The sequence below is a fragment of the Alphaproteobacteria bacterium LSUCC0719 genome, assembly GCA_040839025.1.
Taxonomy (GTDB): domain Bacteria; phylum Pseudomonadota; class Alphaproteobacteria; order Puniceispirillales; family Puniceispirillaceae; genus UBA8309.
In genome coordinates this window covers 365,249-380,000 of record JBFPJN010000002.1, presented here as the reverse complement: position 1 = coordinate 380,000, position 14,752 = coordinate 365,249, and the positions used below count along the sequence as shown (strand labels likewise).

Annotated in this window: 13 protein-coding genes (1 of these 13 only partly in view); 2 read left to right on the top strand and 11 right to left on the bottom strand. The window is 53.2% G+C overall.

The features are described 5' to 3' along the window. From AB3X55_06455 to AB3X55_06440, 4 genes are all read right to left on the bottom strand, one after another. Window positions 1–948 carry the 5' end (the start) of a TRAP transporter permease gene (locus AB3X55_06455; protein MEX0503224.1) on the bottom strand. It extends 1,359 nt beyond the left edge of the window, so only the first 948 of its 2,307 coding nucleotides appear in the window; it begins with the start codon at window positions 946–948; its stop codon lies off the left edge, out of view. Between the two features lie 99 nt (window positions 949–1,047). Beyond that, window positions 1,048–2,094 (bottom strand): TAXI family TRAP transporter solute-binding subunit, encoded by a 1,047-nt coding sequence (locus AB3X55_06450; GenBank protein MEX0503223.1) that lies wholly within the window; start codon window positions 2,092–2,094, stop codon window positions 1,048–1,050. Between the two features lie 58 nt (window positions 2,095–2,152). Next, on the bottom strand, window positions 2,153–3,514 hold the full coding sequence (locus AB3X55_06445; protein ID MEX0503222.1) for an aminomethyl transferase family protein: 1,362 nt from the start codon (window positions 3,512–3,514) through the stop codon (window positions 2,153–2,155). Between the two features lie 34 nt (window positions 3,515–3,548). Next, window positions 3,549–4,469, bottom strand: coding sequence for an MBL fold metallo-hydrolase (locus tag AB3X55_06440; GenBank protein ID MEX0503221.1), 921 nt, complete (start codon window positions 4,467–4,469; stop codon window positions 3,549–3,551). Window positions 4,470–4,560: 91 nt separating this feature from the next. Here AB3X55_06440 and AB3X55_06435 point away from each other — a divergent pair, with 91 nt between their 5' ends. After that, window positions 4,561–5,523, top strand: a complete 963-nt coding sequence (locus AB3X55_06435; GenBank protein ID MEX0503220.1) for a LysR family transcriptional regulator — start codon at window positions 4,561–4,563, stop codon at window positions 5,521–5,523. A gap of 296 nt (window positions 5,524–5,819) precedes the next feature. On the opposite strand, the gene AB3X55_06430 is transcribed toward AB3X55_06435, so the two are convergent. The 7 genes from AB3X55_06430 to AB3X55_06400 all read right to left on the bottom strand — a co-directional run bounded on the left by AB3X55_06430 (window position 5,820) and on the right by AB3X55_06400 (window position 13,312). Next, window positions 5,820–6,422, bottom strand: a complete 603-nt coding sequence (locus AB3X55_06430; protein MEX0503219.1) for a LysE family translocator — start codon at window positions 6,420–6,422, stop codon at window positions 5,820–5,822. A 37-nt stretch (window positions 6,423–6,459) separates the two neighbouring features. Next, window positions 6,460–7,353 carry an NAD-dependent epimerase/dehydratase family protein gene (locus AB3X55_06425; GenBank protein ID MEX0503218.1) on the bottom strand — a complete coding sequence of 298 codons (894 nt, stop codon included), beginning with the start codon at window positions 7,351–7,353 and terminating at the stop codon, window positions 6,460–6,462. 113 nt (window positions 7,354–7,466) lie between these two features. After that, entirely contained in the window at window positions 7,467–8,381 is a 915-nt protein-coding gene (locus AB3X55_06420) for an NAD(P)-dependent oxidoreductase (protein MEX0503217.1), read from the bottom strand. Next, entirely contained in the window at window positions 8,378–9,385 is a 1,008-nt protein-coding gene (locus AB3X55_06415; GenBank protein MEX0503216.1) for a transketolase family protein, read from the bottom strand. The genes AB3X55_06420 and AB3X55_06415 overlap by 4 nt, the downstream gene beginning before the upstream one ends. Beyond that, window positions 9,378–10,214, bottom strand: a complete 837-nt coding sequence (locus AB3X55_06410) for a transketolase (GenBank protein ID MEX0503215.1) — start codon at window positions 10,212–10,214, stop codon at window positions 9,378–9,380. Before AB3X55_06410 ends, AB3X55_06415 begins: the two co-directional genes overlap by 8 nt. Window positions 10,215–10,484: 270 nt before the next feature. Further along, window positions 10,485–11,519, bottom strand: a complete 1,035-nt coding sequence (locus AB3X55_06405) for a LacI family DNA-binding transcriptional regulator (protein MEX0503214.1) — start codon at window positions 11,517–11,519, stop codon at window positions 10,485–10,487. Window positions 11,520–11,710: 191 nt separating this feature from the next. Then, window positions 11,711–13,312 carry a GMC family oxidoreductase gene (locus AB3X55_06400; protein ID MEX0503213.1) on the bottom strand — a complete coding sequence of 534 codons (1,602 nt, stop codon included), beginning with the start codon at window positions 13,310–13,312 and terminating at the stop codon, window positions 11,711–11,713. 162 nt (window positions 13,313–13,474) lie between these two features. On the opposite strand from AB3X55_06400, the gene AB3X55_06395 reads away from it, so the two are divergent. Beyond that, the gene (locus AB3X55_06395; GenBank protein MEX0503212.1) at window positions 13,475–14,665 is read left to right on the top strand and encodes a mandelate racemase/muconate lactonizing enzyme family protein; all 1,191 of its coding nucleotides are present in this window, start codon (window positions 13,475–13,477) and stop codon (window positions 14,663–14,665) included. Window positions 14,666–14,752: the final 87 nt, after the last annotated feature.

Here is a 14,752-nt window from a genome sequence, read left to right as displayed (position 1 = left end):
GCCCAGCACATTGACCACGGGCGTGCCGGTCGTGGTGCCGAACATCGCCGAAGATACTATGGCGGCATGGGCCGGCCCGCCACGCAGTTTTCGTGTCCACAGGAAGGCAAGTTTGATCAGTGTGTTGCCCCCTGCCGATGCTGCAAGGAGTGCGCCCAGAACTATGTAGGGAAAGACTGTGTTCAGCATGATGTGCAGGAATTGACCAAGCAAGCCGGATCCCTGATTGATCAGGATATCATGCACACGTTCGCGTCCATCAAGAAGCGAGCGCGGCTCTCCACCCAAAGCTGTTATGAAGTACTTGCTTATGCCGTCGCTTCCAAACACATACCAGATCAATACCGTTGCGATCGCATAAACCGCCAGCAGGATAGACACCAGAACCAGCGAGAATCCCCAGACCTGTACGTTGTAGGCAAGAAAAACGAGGGTCGCGATGCCGACAATCGCCACCAGCCAGCCTCCAGTGTTGTTGATGCATCGCGGATTTTCGACGCTTGAGGGCAAGGGAAGCCCCATCGCGGCGGCCAGTTCCTGTTCGGCTTTCAGTGCCTTTTCCAGCAACGCCGCCCGTTCGCCGGTCACCACATCGATCAGGCACACAGCTTCATGTTCAATCACATAGGTGGCTGAAATCGCAAAAGCGGCCAGCAAAAGGCCTATATCAAGCACCAGCCCGGCAGTTCGCCAAGCGGCGGTTCTGTCACGCCAGGCCTTTCGGATCGAACAGGTCAGAACGACGATCACCATCATCCAGGAAAAGACGATGGGATAAAATACCTCAATCTGAAACCGCCTGACGGCAAGATCGGGAAGGTCGAAAAGGGTGCGCCAGAATTGGTCCCAGCCTGGAATGGACGGCGTTGAATTGATCATGCCGGCCAGAACCAAAAGAACAGCCATGGCAAAGGCCCACCCCTGCGGGCGGGCCTTATCCGAACTCATATTGGGGTCCGGGCGTGTATCTGGATCAACCATCGGTTTCCGACTGGATCTATGATTGCAACGGCAGGGATGGGCTAATCCATCCCCACCGTCTAGAACTTACTTGGCACAGGCAGGAACGGCGTATCCAGCCTCCTCCCAGGCACGGGCCGCACCAGCGTGGTATTTGACCGGATTGGGTCCACACATGCCCGATTTCCGTGCGTCCAATTCCTCAAGCCCGACATTCCGCGCATACGGGGCTTTGGCATAGATTTCATCGAGTGTTTCGATATGGGCCTTTGTAAGCTGATAGGCCAGATCGTCACTCATATCCGCATGAACGCAATTCCCGCCGACTGAGCCGCGGGTTCTGAAGACGCCATCTTCGGATACGATGGTGGCATTTTCGCCAAGCGATTTCATCTGCTCGGCTGACAATTCAAACGGCGCCGAGCCGGGGCCAGACAACACCTTCTGCATGGCCTCGCCCTCATACAGAGCCTTGGGGATTGACCAGAAGGTCATCTTGCCAGCGGAAAGCGCCTGCAGCGGTCTGTCAGACGGAATATATTCCGGCAGCAACGCGACATCAGATGTGCCCTCGGTGATGGTCGTTGCCATTTGTGACCAGTCGCTTTGAATGCCTTCATAGCCCTTTCCTTCTTCCAGCCCGGTCAGAACCTGAATTAGGCCCCGCGCCTCGGCGGTCGCGCCACCACGTGGCGGACCATTCAGGATGCGCCGGCCTTCAAGGTCATCCCAGCCCTTCACGCCAACTGCGTCATAGGCGTACAACGTGTAGGCACCAAAGGAATAGGGATAGAGGATACGCAGATTGGACGCCAGTTCGGCCCCCTTTTCCGCGCCCATGGCGGCATAGGGCCCAACACCCTTGGACATCAGGAAGGGAAGGATAAACGGACAGATACCAATGCTTGCCCGACCTTCCGCGACCGCAAGTGTGGCGTTCGCGCCAGTTTGTCCCAGCGTGATCTGGATGTCCGCAATCCCCCGTTCAGCAGCCACTTCTGCAAGATGGGCGATTGTCAGATGAACAGCGACACCTGGTGCCGATGTATAGGCCGTCAGGTTCTCAGCAGCATGAGCCGTTCCATTAAGGGCCATCACGCCACCGAGCAATCCGGCGAAAAGCTTCTTTTTCATTTTAGTCTCCTCCTTTGTTGGCATGGTCATTTGTCTGATCGACCATGTTGTCGAGAATTCAGTCCCTTTTGATCGATTTCTCGAAATAGGGAACGGGCGCAATCTTCGCCCTGATAGCTGTTACCTCATGGTCTTCAACGGTTCCGCGTTTTGAGTCTGGCTCTCCCCACATAAGTGTCACTTCCTTGCCCATCTCGACGCATTCACTATCCATCAGAGCCGTCGAGAGTACAGCGCCGGCATTCGATGAATAGGATGACCATTGAGAAATTCCAACATGCCTGCCGTCGATCTGGACCTCATCATTTTCGAAGGTTGCATACATTGGAATGGGAAGAGAGATAAATTTAGTCCGTGGCCTGTCACGTCCAACAGACTGACGCATGACACGGAACACATCTTCGTTGTTCCATTCCAGTGTCACTTTTGTCCGCGTTGGTTCGTCGCGCCGCGCCAGAAGGGCATCGCGCCCCACAAAGTCATGCTCGAAATGCACCATCTTGCCATAGCCAAGTTCATTCGGCTCAACCAGATAATCACGAGGGTCATCGGAAACAAAACTGCCGCCAAGAGATGCGCCGCCCTCAAAGGATTTAGCGGGAAGCCATTGACGGAACGCTTTCATATCCTCACCACAATACACCGCTGGGAAGGGACGCGGCATCCATCCACTTTCTTGCGCTGCGGTTGGATAGGTGATGGCCCCAGCTTTGCGCAGCCCATGATTTGCGCCGACTTCGGCGATGCGTGCACGCACTGCATCCTGGCAATCCCAGGGGCCATAAATCTCGAAACCAGGCCGGCCCGCCATGCCATGGCGCAGGGCACGAACCGTATGTCCCGCAATCTTGAACTCGCCAATATGGAAAAACTTGATCTCGGGCAGATCACCGTCAACGGCCTCGCGCAGCATCGGCAGAGCATTGGGCCCCTGCAGCTGGAAGCGGAACACATCACGGCCTGGTCGCGGGATGATCATGTTTTCATTCCGCATCACCTCAATACCCATTGAGGATTTTCCAGCGTTGAATTCCAGCCAGTTGCTTGCTGTCGGGGGACCAACAACACGCAGGAAATCGTCGGCTTCACAGAACACGATGGCATCCGAAATCAAATGACCGGTTTCATTCACCATGACCAACTGCTTGGCCCGCATAGGGTGCAGATCGCTGAGCTTGTTGGTCGCAAACGGTTCGATGAATTTCAGCGCATCCGCACCGCGGATATGGAGCTCGGTCATGTGATAGGACTGCTCGAACATCACGACAGCATTGTGCCAGGCGCTTTGCTCATCACGCCAGTTTGTAAACTCTGGTGGAATTCCAGGGAAAATCACATGCCCAAGATCCGAGGAGCGAAGCATTTGCAGAACGCCGCCAGCCGCACTGATTTTATCTTCCAGGTTCGATATTTCCGTCATTGCCATAAGTCCTCTTTAGATGTTCGTGGATGGGTCAAAAATGGTCGGGCTGAAAGGGCCGTGCGCCATATCTATAGGGAATGACACTGACATTCTGACCAATTTCGATGGTCATCAGGTCTTCGGCCACCAGAACCGGGCCATCATATTCCGTGGCTATTTCTGCAACCAATGTGGTGATTGGCATGGGGTCGGGCGGCAACAAGACCAGATGGGTAAGCATCGCGAGCTTCGGCTTGGTCTGCGCAAAGACACGGCCTACATCATGTGGCGTGGCGTGATGATCGAGAGCAACCTTGGCCCAGGGATTCTTAATCAGGGTCTGTTCTGTTGCGGCGCCAACTTCATGGATGAAGACATCCGCCCCCTGCGCCTGAGCAATCAGATTTTCATTGTAACGCGTGTCATGGCTGTGGATGAAGACGTGATCACGGTATTCGACACGAAACGCGTAGGCTGGTCGGATGAATTCACCATGATCAACTTCGATCGCAATAATCCGCAACCCATTCCGGTCGAAAACAACGCCTTCGGAATAATGATGCGGCACAATTCGCATATGTTCTGGATCAATTTCGCTGTCGGCCACGCGGATTGCCCGGTCCGGCGCGCTGACAAGCCATGCGCCCTCGGCAATGTCCATAACCCCGGGTGGGCCATACACATGCAGAGGACCACCGCGATTGGAAAATGGCTGCTGGATTGTACCAGTCATCAACAGATCCAGCAGGCCTGCATAATGATCTGAATGGTAATGTGACAGGATGACCGTATCGGTTACGCCAACGGGAAATCCCAATTGCGCAAGCCGGATGACAGTGCCGCGCCCACAATCCAGCAGAACCCGTTCACCACCAGCTTCGATCAGGGTTGACGTGCCAAACGCATTGATGTGCGGATTTGGTATCCCGGTTCCCAGAAGAGTTGCCCGCAATATGCTTTGATCTGACAGCATGTTTGTCCCCCACGAGAGAGGATGTTGCACCTGATGAGATATATTGTAAAATAGCGAAAACATCCGTTTCCATAGAAAATTTCTATACCTGATGGACCCTCGACACCTCTCTCAACTCGCCACCATCATCGAGCTTGGTTCTGTGACCCGCGCCGCAGAACGGTTGAATGTGACCCAGCCGACCTTGTCGCGAACAATCCGGATTATTGAAGACAAGGTTGGCGGTGCTGTGCTTCGACGTGACCGGTACGGAGTAACGCCAACGGATATTGGTGAAAGGCTGGCCGAGGAAGGTCGCGAAATAATGCAGCGTCTTCAGGGAGCTGACGCCGCAATCCAGGAATGGAGAAATGGCTTAAAGGGGGAGATACGTGTCGGGGTCGGCCCTATGATTGCCGCGACCATGATGGGTGACTTTCTGGCCAAAACCGTCATCTCGCCACCGACCTATGGGATAAAATTACATTGTGAATATGCGTCACGCCTTGTCGATCTTCTCAAAACTGACAAGCTTGACGTTGCCATAATTCCCTATGAACTGAATCTCGCGGATAGTCAGCTGCATCGCGAAAAGCTGTTCTCTGACAGGCTGTCCATTTTTGTTAGCCGTAATGACCCGCTTGCACAAAAGCCGAAAGTTCTGGCGCAAGAGCTGGCCGATCATACCTGGATTTCCGTTGGGGCCATTTCGGGCCTGTTTGATGTGACACGTGATACGCTGGATGAACTTGGCTTGCCGGCGATGACGCGCATCGTTGAAAATACCGGTGATGTCACGATGACACTTCGGATCCTGGAGACAACGAAATCCTGCAGCATGTTGCCCCGTCGCCTCATGGGGATGATGCAGTCGCGCTATCACATTGCACCAGTGGATCTAAGCACAGACCTTGCGCCAAGAAATCTGGGCTTATGGACCAAAAGCTCGTTGCGTGATCGTCCGGAGATCATCGGATTCACCCAGAGCCTCAAGGCCTTCCTGACTGAATCGGTTCTGCCCAATGGCTATGCCAAACATGGCGTCTCCCAGATCGATGACGGCAATGCAATATAACGCCACCTTAAATTCGGGGTGCTATTTATGCCGACAGAAGACGATGTGGGCATCGATATCGAGTGGCGGTTCGACCTTTAGTAAATCGTACTGATGCAATCAAAACGATTCTAAACACTCGCAAAATCCAGGTACAAGTAACGGCGGTTGCGCGCCCCCGCAACCAGTGTTACTTGCATCCCCTAGGCATTTGCCAGGGGTGCTTGTCGTTTGGCCCTATGCCCAACGATATCAGCGCCGTCAGTTCACCAAACAATTCGATTACGGCCCGCCGGGTCTCCAGCGTCTGCATTTCATCACACTGAATGTTCTAATATTGAGACCATTAAAGACGTAGCCACAATGATCAGGATGCTTGTAGCCAAAGTGATGTTGAGAATACGAACGGAGCGTGGCGACAGGTCTAGCCGGTTGACCTTCACACCAGCATACAGCCACAGAAAATGTCCCGGTATCCAGATGATATTGGCGACAATGATCTTGATTATGGCTTCATTAACTGGCGAATCGGCCATGATTGGGAAACCAAAGTAGAGTGCCGATATCGTCATATAAGTTTTTGGATTGATGAGCTGCAGCATGACCCCGGCGCGGAACCCTGGAGGTGCCCGCTTTACAATGCCCAGCTCTGATCCAGCCAGTCCAATCCGCGCCGCAAGATAGACGAAATAGCACAATGACAGCAGGAAAAGCGTGAAACGCAGCCCAGGGAATTCCAGCAGAAGCGTGCTTAGCCCGCTGAACACTATCAGCGTTGTCACATTGGCACCGACATAGACGCCAATGACATATCTTATCCCTGCATGATAGCCAAAGGTGGCACCTATCCCGAAAATAGTAAGAAGAGCTGGTCCGGGAATCGCCATAAGGACCAAAACGCCGAGCGTATAAGACAGCATAGTTTACCCCCGGCATCCGAACCTGTGTTGTCTGCTTTTATTGACGTTTTGCTGTGTTGCGCCAGTCATATGCTGGCTTGAAACCAAGCATGTCTTTCATCTTCCGGTTTGAGAACAGACACTCAGTGGGATCAATGCTGCGTTTGAGAGGTACGTCCTGATAGAATTTTGAAATGATATCTGCGTTGTTCAGATCAACTGAATTCTGGTCATTCGATACGTTGAAAACTTCGTAACCAAGGCCGTCATGCTGCAGGCATAAATCAACCGCCTGGCCGAGATCGCGCGCATCAATGTAATTGAACGCATTTGGAAGACGGATTTCAGGCTTTGCACAAAAGCTGTCAAACAGCTCATATTCATCGGGTTCAATGACATTGCCGATCCGCAAGCCGTAAATATCGTGATTGGTGCGGCGCTGGAATGCTTTGGCTGTCTCTTCATTTACCACTTTTGCCATGGCGTAGCTGTCCATCGGACGGGTCTGATCCTCCTCCTCAATAGGAAGGCTCAGCGGCTTTGGCTTGTGATGTGAAAAGCAAAGCCCATAGACCGTTTCTGACGAGGCGAATATCACCTTTCCGATATTCAGTTTTGCCGCCGCCTCCAGCACATTATAGGTGCCCATGACATTCGTCTGATAGGTCTCGATATCGGACGTTTGCAATATTCGGGGAATGGCGGCGAAGTGAACCACTGCATCATAGCCAAGTGGCCATTGGTGCTGGCGCAGTTCATCCCGGTTCATGTGGCTGGACATTGCAGAAAACACCTGCCCGGGCTCTGTGACATCGACCTTCAGAAAATCAACGCCATCTTGTGGCAGGTTGACAATGTCGGCGTTGAGAATCCTGTGCCCTATGTCTGCAAGATAGCGCACGACATGGCGACCAGCCTTGCCGCTGCCGCCGGTAAAGAAAACACGCTTCATGAAATTGCTGCCCCTCCCTTGATCCATTTAACCGTGCCTATCAAGGTCGAGCTGTAAGCATCACCCAGACAGATGTTTGTTTGATATAAGACGCTTTGGGGGCTCCAGCGGAGTTAGGTCCCATTCTGGTGAAGGTGCCCAGCCAGTTTATTGTCAAAATACTCAAGCATTGCCGTGCAATCCTGAGTGCCATGACCCGCCACGGCAGCATCATTGAACAACTGCCTTGCCAGTGCGCCAAAGCAGGCGTCACCCCCTATTGTCTCAAACATGTTGATGGCCATGGACAGATCCTTAATGCCCATGGTGATTGGAAAATCAGCAGATGTATCGCCGCGAAGGACCTTTTTGGGATAGTTGGTAAGCAACTGGCCGCGCCCTGCTGCTGTGTTCTGAAGCAAATCTACGGTTAGCTGGCGATCAAGTCCCGCTGCATTCGCCAATGCCAGCACCTCGCCGGTCAGAACGTGGTTGATCATGCTCATGTAATTGTTGACCAACTTCAATCGCAATCCATAGCCGGTTGGTCCGGCATGTATCACGCGTTGCGAAAGGGCTTCAAGAATGTCGTTGGCGAAAGCGACATTCTCTGTTTTGCCACCAACAAGAGCGATCAAATCACCGGATGCGGCCTCGGCAGGCGAGAGGCATACAGGCGCATCGATCAAGGCTGCACCCGCCTTTTCAACTCTTTGCGCCTGTTGCTCCAGCATGTGGAGCTGACCTGTTGACATCTCTATCACCAGATCGCCTGCCCTTGTCTCGGTAACGGCGCCCGCTGCACCAAACAGAACATCTTCGACATGATCGCTGGTCGGCAACATGGTGACGAGCCGGTTGCACAGGTGCATCGTCTCGGCTGGCGAGCCGGCAATCACGCAATTTGCATCGCCCTCGAACGGGGTGAGTTTTGTCTTGTCGATATCGAACAGAGCCAGTTTCCATCCGTTGTCCAGAAGATGCCTTGCCATCGCTGTGCCCATAGTGCCAAGCCCGATGAAACCGACCTGTTCATGGCGCTCCGTCACGATGCCAGTCCCTGCGTGATGGCGGCAGCGATATCCTTTGCCGACAGGCCATATTTACCAAACAAAAATGATCGGCTGCCGCCCTCGGCGAAACAATCCTGAACGCCGATACGAAAAAATGGCCGCGCGATATTGTTGCTGGCCATGATTTCCGCGATTGCTGACCCAAGACCGCCGATGACTGTGTGGTTTTCTGCGGTGACAATGATTTTACTTTGGCTGATAACCTCGAGAATACCCTCAACATCAAGCGGTTTGATGCTGGCACAATCGATAACCGATGCATTTATTGATTGTGCCTCAAGATCTTCGGCGGCGAGCAACGCCTGTTCCACCATCAGGCCTGTGGCAAAGATTGCCGCGTCATTGCCGTGATGCAGACATCTGATCTTGCCGGTTTGCAGCGGGGGCACGCCATCCAGAGGCGTCGCTGGCGTTGTTGCCCGATACAGGCGCAGATATACCGGCCCCTCATGTGCCAACGCCGCTGTCACGGCATCCTCATAATCTGCCGGGCCGGCCGGCTCCAATATTGTCATGTTTGGCAACGCGCGCATCAGAGCGATATCATCAATCGCCTGGTGCGACACGCCAAGCAATGAGTCGATGCCGGGCATGAAACCAACCAGCTTTACATTGGTTTTAGGGTAGGCAATTTGCATCGCGATCTGGTCAAAACTGCGACGTGACAGGAAAACCGAAAAGGAATGCAGGAAGGGAATGAAGCCGGCCCGGGCAAGGCCGGCTCCAACGCCAACCATATTAGCCTCGGCAATGCCGGCCATAATGAACTGGTCAGGCAAATGGTCTCGCACAAGGTCGGTTTCTGTCGGTGCCGTCAAATCGGCGGTTAGTGCCAGAATCGATGTGTCGGCGCGGGCGGCGGCAAGAAGTGCCTCACCATAATATTTCGGCACTGTCTGATGATTGGGCTGTTGCTTGACAGAGAAATCATCAAGATGAAGGGTATCGGATTTGAGAGGCCTGTCATCGGTTTCAGCCATGACCCGCCTCCAGCCATTGCAGAGCATCTTCGGCAGTGTTTTCCGGCAGGACCATATTGTGGCTTTTCTGTCCTTCAAGAAAGGGCACGCCCTTGCCGGGGGTTGTGTGGGCAATGATACAGGATGGTCGATCGGTGTCGGCCCTTGCCGCTGCAAAACTTGTAAACATCGAATAGAAATCATGTCCGTCTATCACGATTGTCTGCCAGCCGAAATTCTCCAGCTTTGCATCGACCGGATCGATGGCGGCAACGTCGCGCGCATCTCCTTCAACCTGCATGTAGTTGAGATCGATGATCATGGTGAGGTTTGACAGCTTGTGTGTGGCTGCGAACATCGCCGCTTCCCACACCTGTCCTTCTTCGAGTTCACCATCACCAAGCATCAGATAGACATTTGCATCCCTCTGTTGGCGTCGGCTTCCCATGGCGAGCCCGGCGGCAACCGAGAGGCCCTGACCGAGCGAGCCGCAGGTGCATTCTACCAACGGCTCCAGCCGTTCGGAGGCATTGATCTCCAATGGTGAGCCGTCCAGGCAATATTCGGCAAGTGTTTCTGGATCCAGCAATCCTGCTCTGGCAAGGGTGGCGTAATAGACGGCTGTGTTATGCGCCGTTGAAAGAATAAATCTGTCACGTTCGGGCCAGTTGAGGTTCGCAGTGTCAAATCGCAGTTCCTGGAAATAGAGATAGGTGAAAAGATCCGCTGCTCCAAGGCCTTGCTGGACATAGCCCTGGCCATGGCTGGCAACCATACGGATCACGTCCTTGCGGATCAGTGTGGCTGTTTCTGTGAGCTCTTCCAGGCTTCTTCGGTTGCCGGTCTGCATTCGAGATTGCCCCTTTGGGTCTGAGCCTGTTTGCGCCGAAATGTGCCGCGGGAGCCTGTCTTGTTTATGCTTTCTTCACCACAGGCCACTTGAATGATATCGGTACCATAAGTCAATGCAAGCTCATTTTCCAAATGGCCTCATGTCTAGACAGGGTCGACAGACATGTTATGTGATTGACAGACGAGGACGCAGTAGGCGGCAAAGATTGCCCATAATGATCCGTCAACCGTCCCGTCGGTAATCATTGGATTATCAAGGCATCGCCGGTCAGGTGGTGCCGCGAACCTTCAAATCAAACCCAAGATCGTTGACTTTCTGAATGTTGTTTTCGCCTTTAATCAATTGCAATGTGATTTCAGCTGCCTTCAGGCCGATGCGTTGTCGCGGGACAGATATTGTTGTCAGGGCCGGCTTATAGAGGGCACCGATGGTGGTGTTGTCGAAACCGGCCAAGGCGATGTCTTGCGGTATCTTGATATCGTTGCGGTGGCATTCCATCAGCGCCCCGAAGGCGATGATGTCCGACGATGCAAAGACACAATCAATGCCCTGGCTCTTGGTCAGAAGACTTTGCATCGCGGCGGCACCACTGGCAAATTCATAAACGGACTCGCGTGTTAATGCAGGATCAAAAGGCACCCCATGCTTTTCAAGAGCCTCCTTGTAACCGCGCATGCGGTCCTGTGATCTGTCGTTATTTTTCAGAATACCGCCGATATAGCCAATTTTAGTGTAACCGCAGCTAATCAGGAATGACGTCATTTCAAATGCGGCTTGAAAATTCGACATGCCAACACAGATATAATTGCTGTGTTCTGAAATATTCCAGATTTCAACCGTTGGTATGCGATATTGCCCAATCAATTCCTCGGCCACCTTGGTATGGGTATGGCCTGTGAGTATCAGCGCATCAGCACGATGCGAGATAAATGTCCGAATGATGTCCTCTTCGCGTTGCAAGCAATATTCGTTGCTGCCAATCAAAGCCTGAAATCCCTCGGGCATCAGACGACTGGTGATTGATTGGATTGTGTCTGCAAAAATCGAATTGGACAGCGTCGGCACGATAATGCCCACCATGTTGCTGCGCTTGTTTGACAGGCTGCCTGCCGCACTGTTGCCGATGAATTTCAATTCAGCTGCCGCAGTCTCGACTTTCTGTCGTGTTTCCGGCTTTACCAGATGCGATTTGTTCAGCGCCCGCGAGGCGGTAATCGGCGAGACGCCTGCAAGTCGGGCAACGTCCCTTATGGTAACCAGCTTTCGGTCCGATAGTGATGTCACGATGGCCCCGCTCTTCATTCGCCTTCAGGCCTGTGGCCCATAAAGGTTCCAACCCACACAGGGTCTGACGCTCGATCGCCAGCCGGGCATCACAGCTGCCTCTTGCTTGGGCGGGTGAATCGCCGATGCAAGGATAACATGGCTAGTGATGATGTGAAGACTTGTTGCAGGGGCGCGGGCGGGGCGGGCCCACGGCCAAGGCAAAAGCACTACCCGGAATGATGTTGCAGAATATGGTGGGCTGCCTTTTCGCCAATCATCAGCGACGGCGCATTGGTGTTGGCGGATGTGATCTTTGGCATCACCGAGGCGTCGGCAACATACAGGCCTTTGACGCCATTCACCCTCAATTCAGAATCGACAACCGCGTCCTTATCATCACCCATCCGGCAGGTTCCCACAGGATGGAAAACGGTGCCCCCATTATTGCGGATGCAATCGAGGATCTTTTCATCATTGTCGACATCGGCTCCGGGAACAATTTCGGTGTCCCACAGATCCCTGAAGGAAGCCATGTGATAGATTTCACGCATCATTTTGACGCCTTCAACCATGACCCTTTGATCATGTTCGTCAGAAATATAATTTGGCTGTATCTTTGGATCTTCAGCAGGGTCGGCAGATCGTATTTCGACGTATCCACGGGATTTCGGATGACATTGCCAGACGGTCGCAGTGAAGCCTGGATAATCATGCAGTGGCTCCCCCGGTTTATCGACAGACAGTGGCATAACAAGAAGCTGTACGTCGGGCCGACCATCTTCAGCATATCTTGTGCATGCGCCAGCACCCGCCTGGCCGGCGCCAACTGAAAAGACCCCGGATCCGTCCCTCAGCCATTTAAGGCCATGAAGGGCCATTTTTAGCGGGTTGCGGCTGTCTTTGTTCAGAGACAGGCCATTACGCATCTGCACGATTGTTCGCATCTGGTAGTGATCCTGAAGATTTTGTCCCACCTGACTGGCCGTGTGAACAACTGCGATGCCGTGCTTTTTCAGCAGGGGTGCCGGGCCAATACCGGACAATTGCAAGATCTGTGGTGATTGAAGGGCGCCAGCACTCAGGATAATTTTATTGGCCTCATAGGTTTCATGGATGCCATTGCGCTTGGCGAGTATGCCGGTTGCCTGCTTGCCTGAAAAAAGTATCTTTTCAACGAGGGTGCTTGAGATGACGGTCAGATTTTGCCGGTGCGTGATGGGGTGCAGGAATGCGCGTGCGGAACTTGACCGCCATCTGCCATCAAGGGTGAGCTGGTATCTGCTCGCACCAAACGAATCATTGCCGTTGAAATCGTCAATTGGTGGTAGGCCCCATTCATTCGCCGCCTCCAGCCACGCTTCACAGGCGGGATGGCGCAGACGAAGATCATCTACCTTCAGTTCCCCAAGGCTACCGCGGAATTGGTTTTCACCGCCCTTATAGCCCTCCAATTTCCTGAAAAAGGGTAGAACCGTCTGGTAATCCCATCCGCGGGCTCCAAGCGATTGCCAATCGTCAAAATCTTCCTTTTGTCCACGAATAAAGATCAGACCATTGATACTGCTGGAGCCGCCAATGATCCGCCCGCGTGGCCATTTTATGGTGCGACCGCCGCTGCCTTCACATGGCTCGGTCTGGAAAACGCGCGAAAATGCCTGATTGTATATGGTTTTGTAATAACCAATCGGCAGGCGTGACCAAAAGCGGCGATCGGAGCCTCCGGCCTCAACCAAAAGAACGCTGTGGGCAGGATTGGCAGATAATCTGTTGGCAAGAAGACACCCCGCGGAACCAGCGCCAATAATTATAAAATCATACTTGTTTTTCATGTTCACTAGCTTTGGTTGCACCCCTGGATAACGTTGACATTAAAAAAATACGTTGGAATGATACCGATGTCATTATCTTTTGACATGCCCCGCTGTCCTTTTGAAATGAACCGCTACAATGTCAATTTGCAGATGAATATGAGAAATACTGGTCAAGTTGGAATGCTTGATGATGTGGCGCGGCGGCTTGCCGGTCAGACATATGAGATCAAGCATGTTGAGGCGATACTTCTCCGCGCCAAGATTGAGGTGCCGGTGCAGACGTCATTTGGCACAATGTATGACCGGCCTGCTTTGCTTGTTAGGATTTCCGACGTCGATGGGTGTGTCGGGCATGGCGAGATATGGTGCAATTTTCCCTCGCGTGGCGCTGAATATAAGGCCAGCCTGCTGGTCAATGAGTTTGCGCATTGGCTGAAGGGGCGTCGGTTTAGTTCCCCGGCTGAGGTTTTTGATGGCCTGACAGCTGCCTTTACAGTACTCGGCTTGCAGACCGCAGATCCCGGCACCTTGTTGCAGGTAATTGCCGGTGTGGATCAGGCCTTGTGGGATATGGTGGCGCGTCGGCAGGGGATGCGGCTTTGCGCCCTGTTTGGTGCGCCGGGTGATGCGGTCAAGGCCTATGCCAGTGGTATTCATCCCAAGGAGGCGAGAGAACGCGTGCAGCTCGCAAGGGAAAGCGGATTTACAGCGTTCAAGGTCAAAGTTGGGTTTGGTGAAGAGATTGACCAGGCTGGTCTTGCTGTCGCCCGTGAGTTGATAGGTAAAGATCATCAGTTAATGATTGATGCCAATCAGGCATGGATGTCGCCGCAGCAGGCCGCCGACAATATCAACGCGCTGAGTCATTTTGATCTTAAGTGGATTGAGGAGCCGCTTCGGGCCAGTGCGGCACCATCACAGTGGCAAGAATTGAATAGGATGATCAGCGTGCCGCTTGCTGGCGGTGAAAACTTGCCGACACTGAATGCCGTCGACGCCTATCAGGCGCAGGCATTATTTGCCTTTGTGCAGCCGGATATCGGGAAGATAGGCGGGTTTACAGGGTTGCTTCGCATTTTTGGTGGCCGCGATACGGCGCAGTCTCCGTCAAAATCTGTCTATTGTCCGCACTGGCTTGGTGGGATGGTTGGCCTTGCTGCATCGGCACATCTGTTGACTGTTATTGACGACGCTGGTTTGCTGGAGGTGGATGTAAATGATAACCCAATCAGGGACAGTCTGGCGGATTGGGATTTGCGGCCATCAAAGGGGGGCCTCATAGAATTGCCCGAGGATGATGGCATTGGCATCATCCCGGATTTGTCAGCGATGAAAGAGCGTGGCGTTCATGTCACGATAATGCCGGGATAATGCTAGGCCAAGGGGGTAGGTGCGGTCATGAATTTGGCAATTAGATGTCTGTCGGCCATTAATGTGGTCCAGCTGGGCGCATTCCGA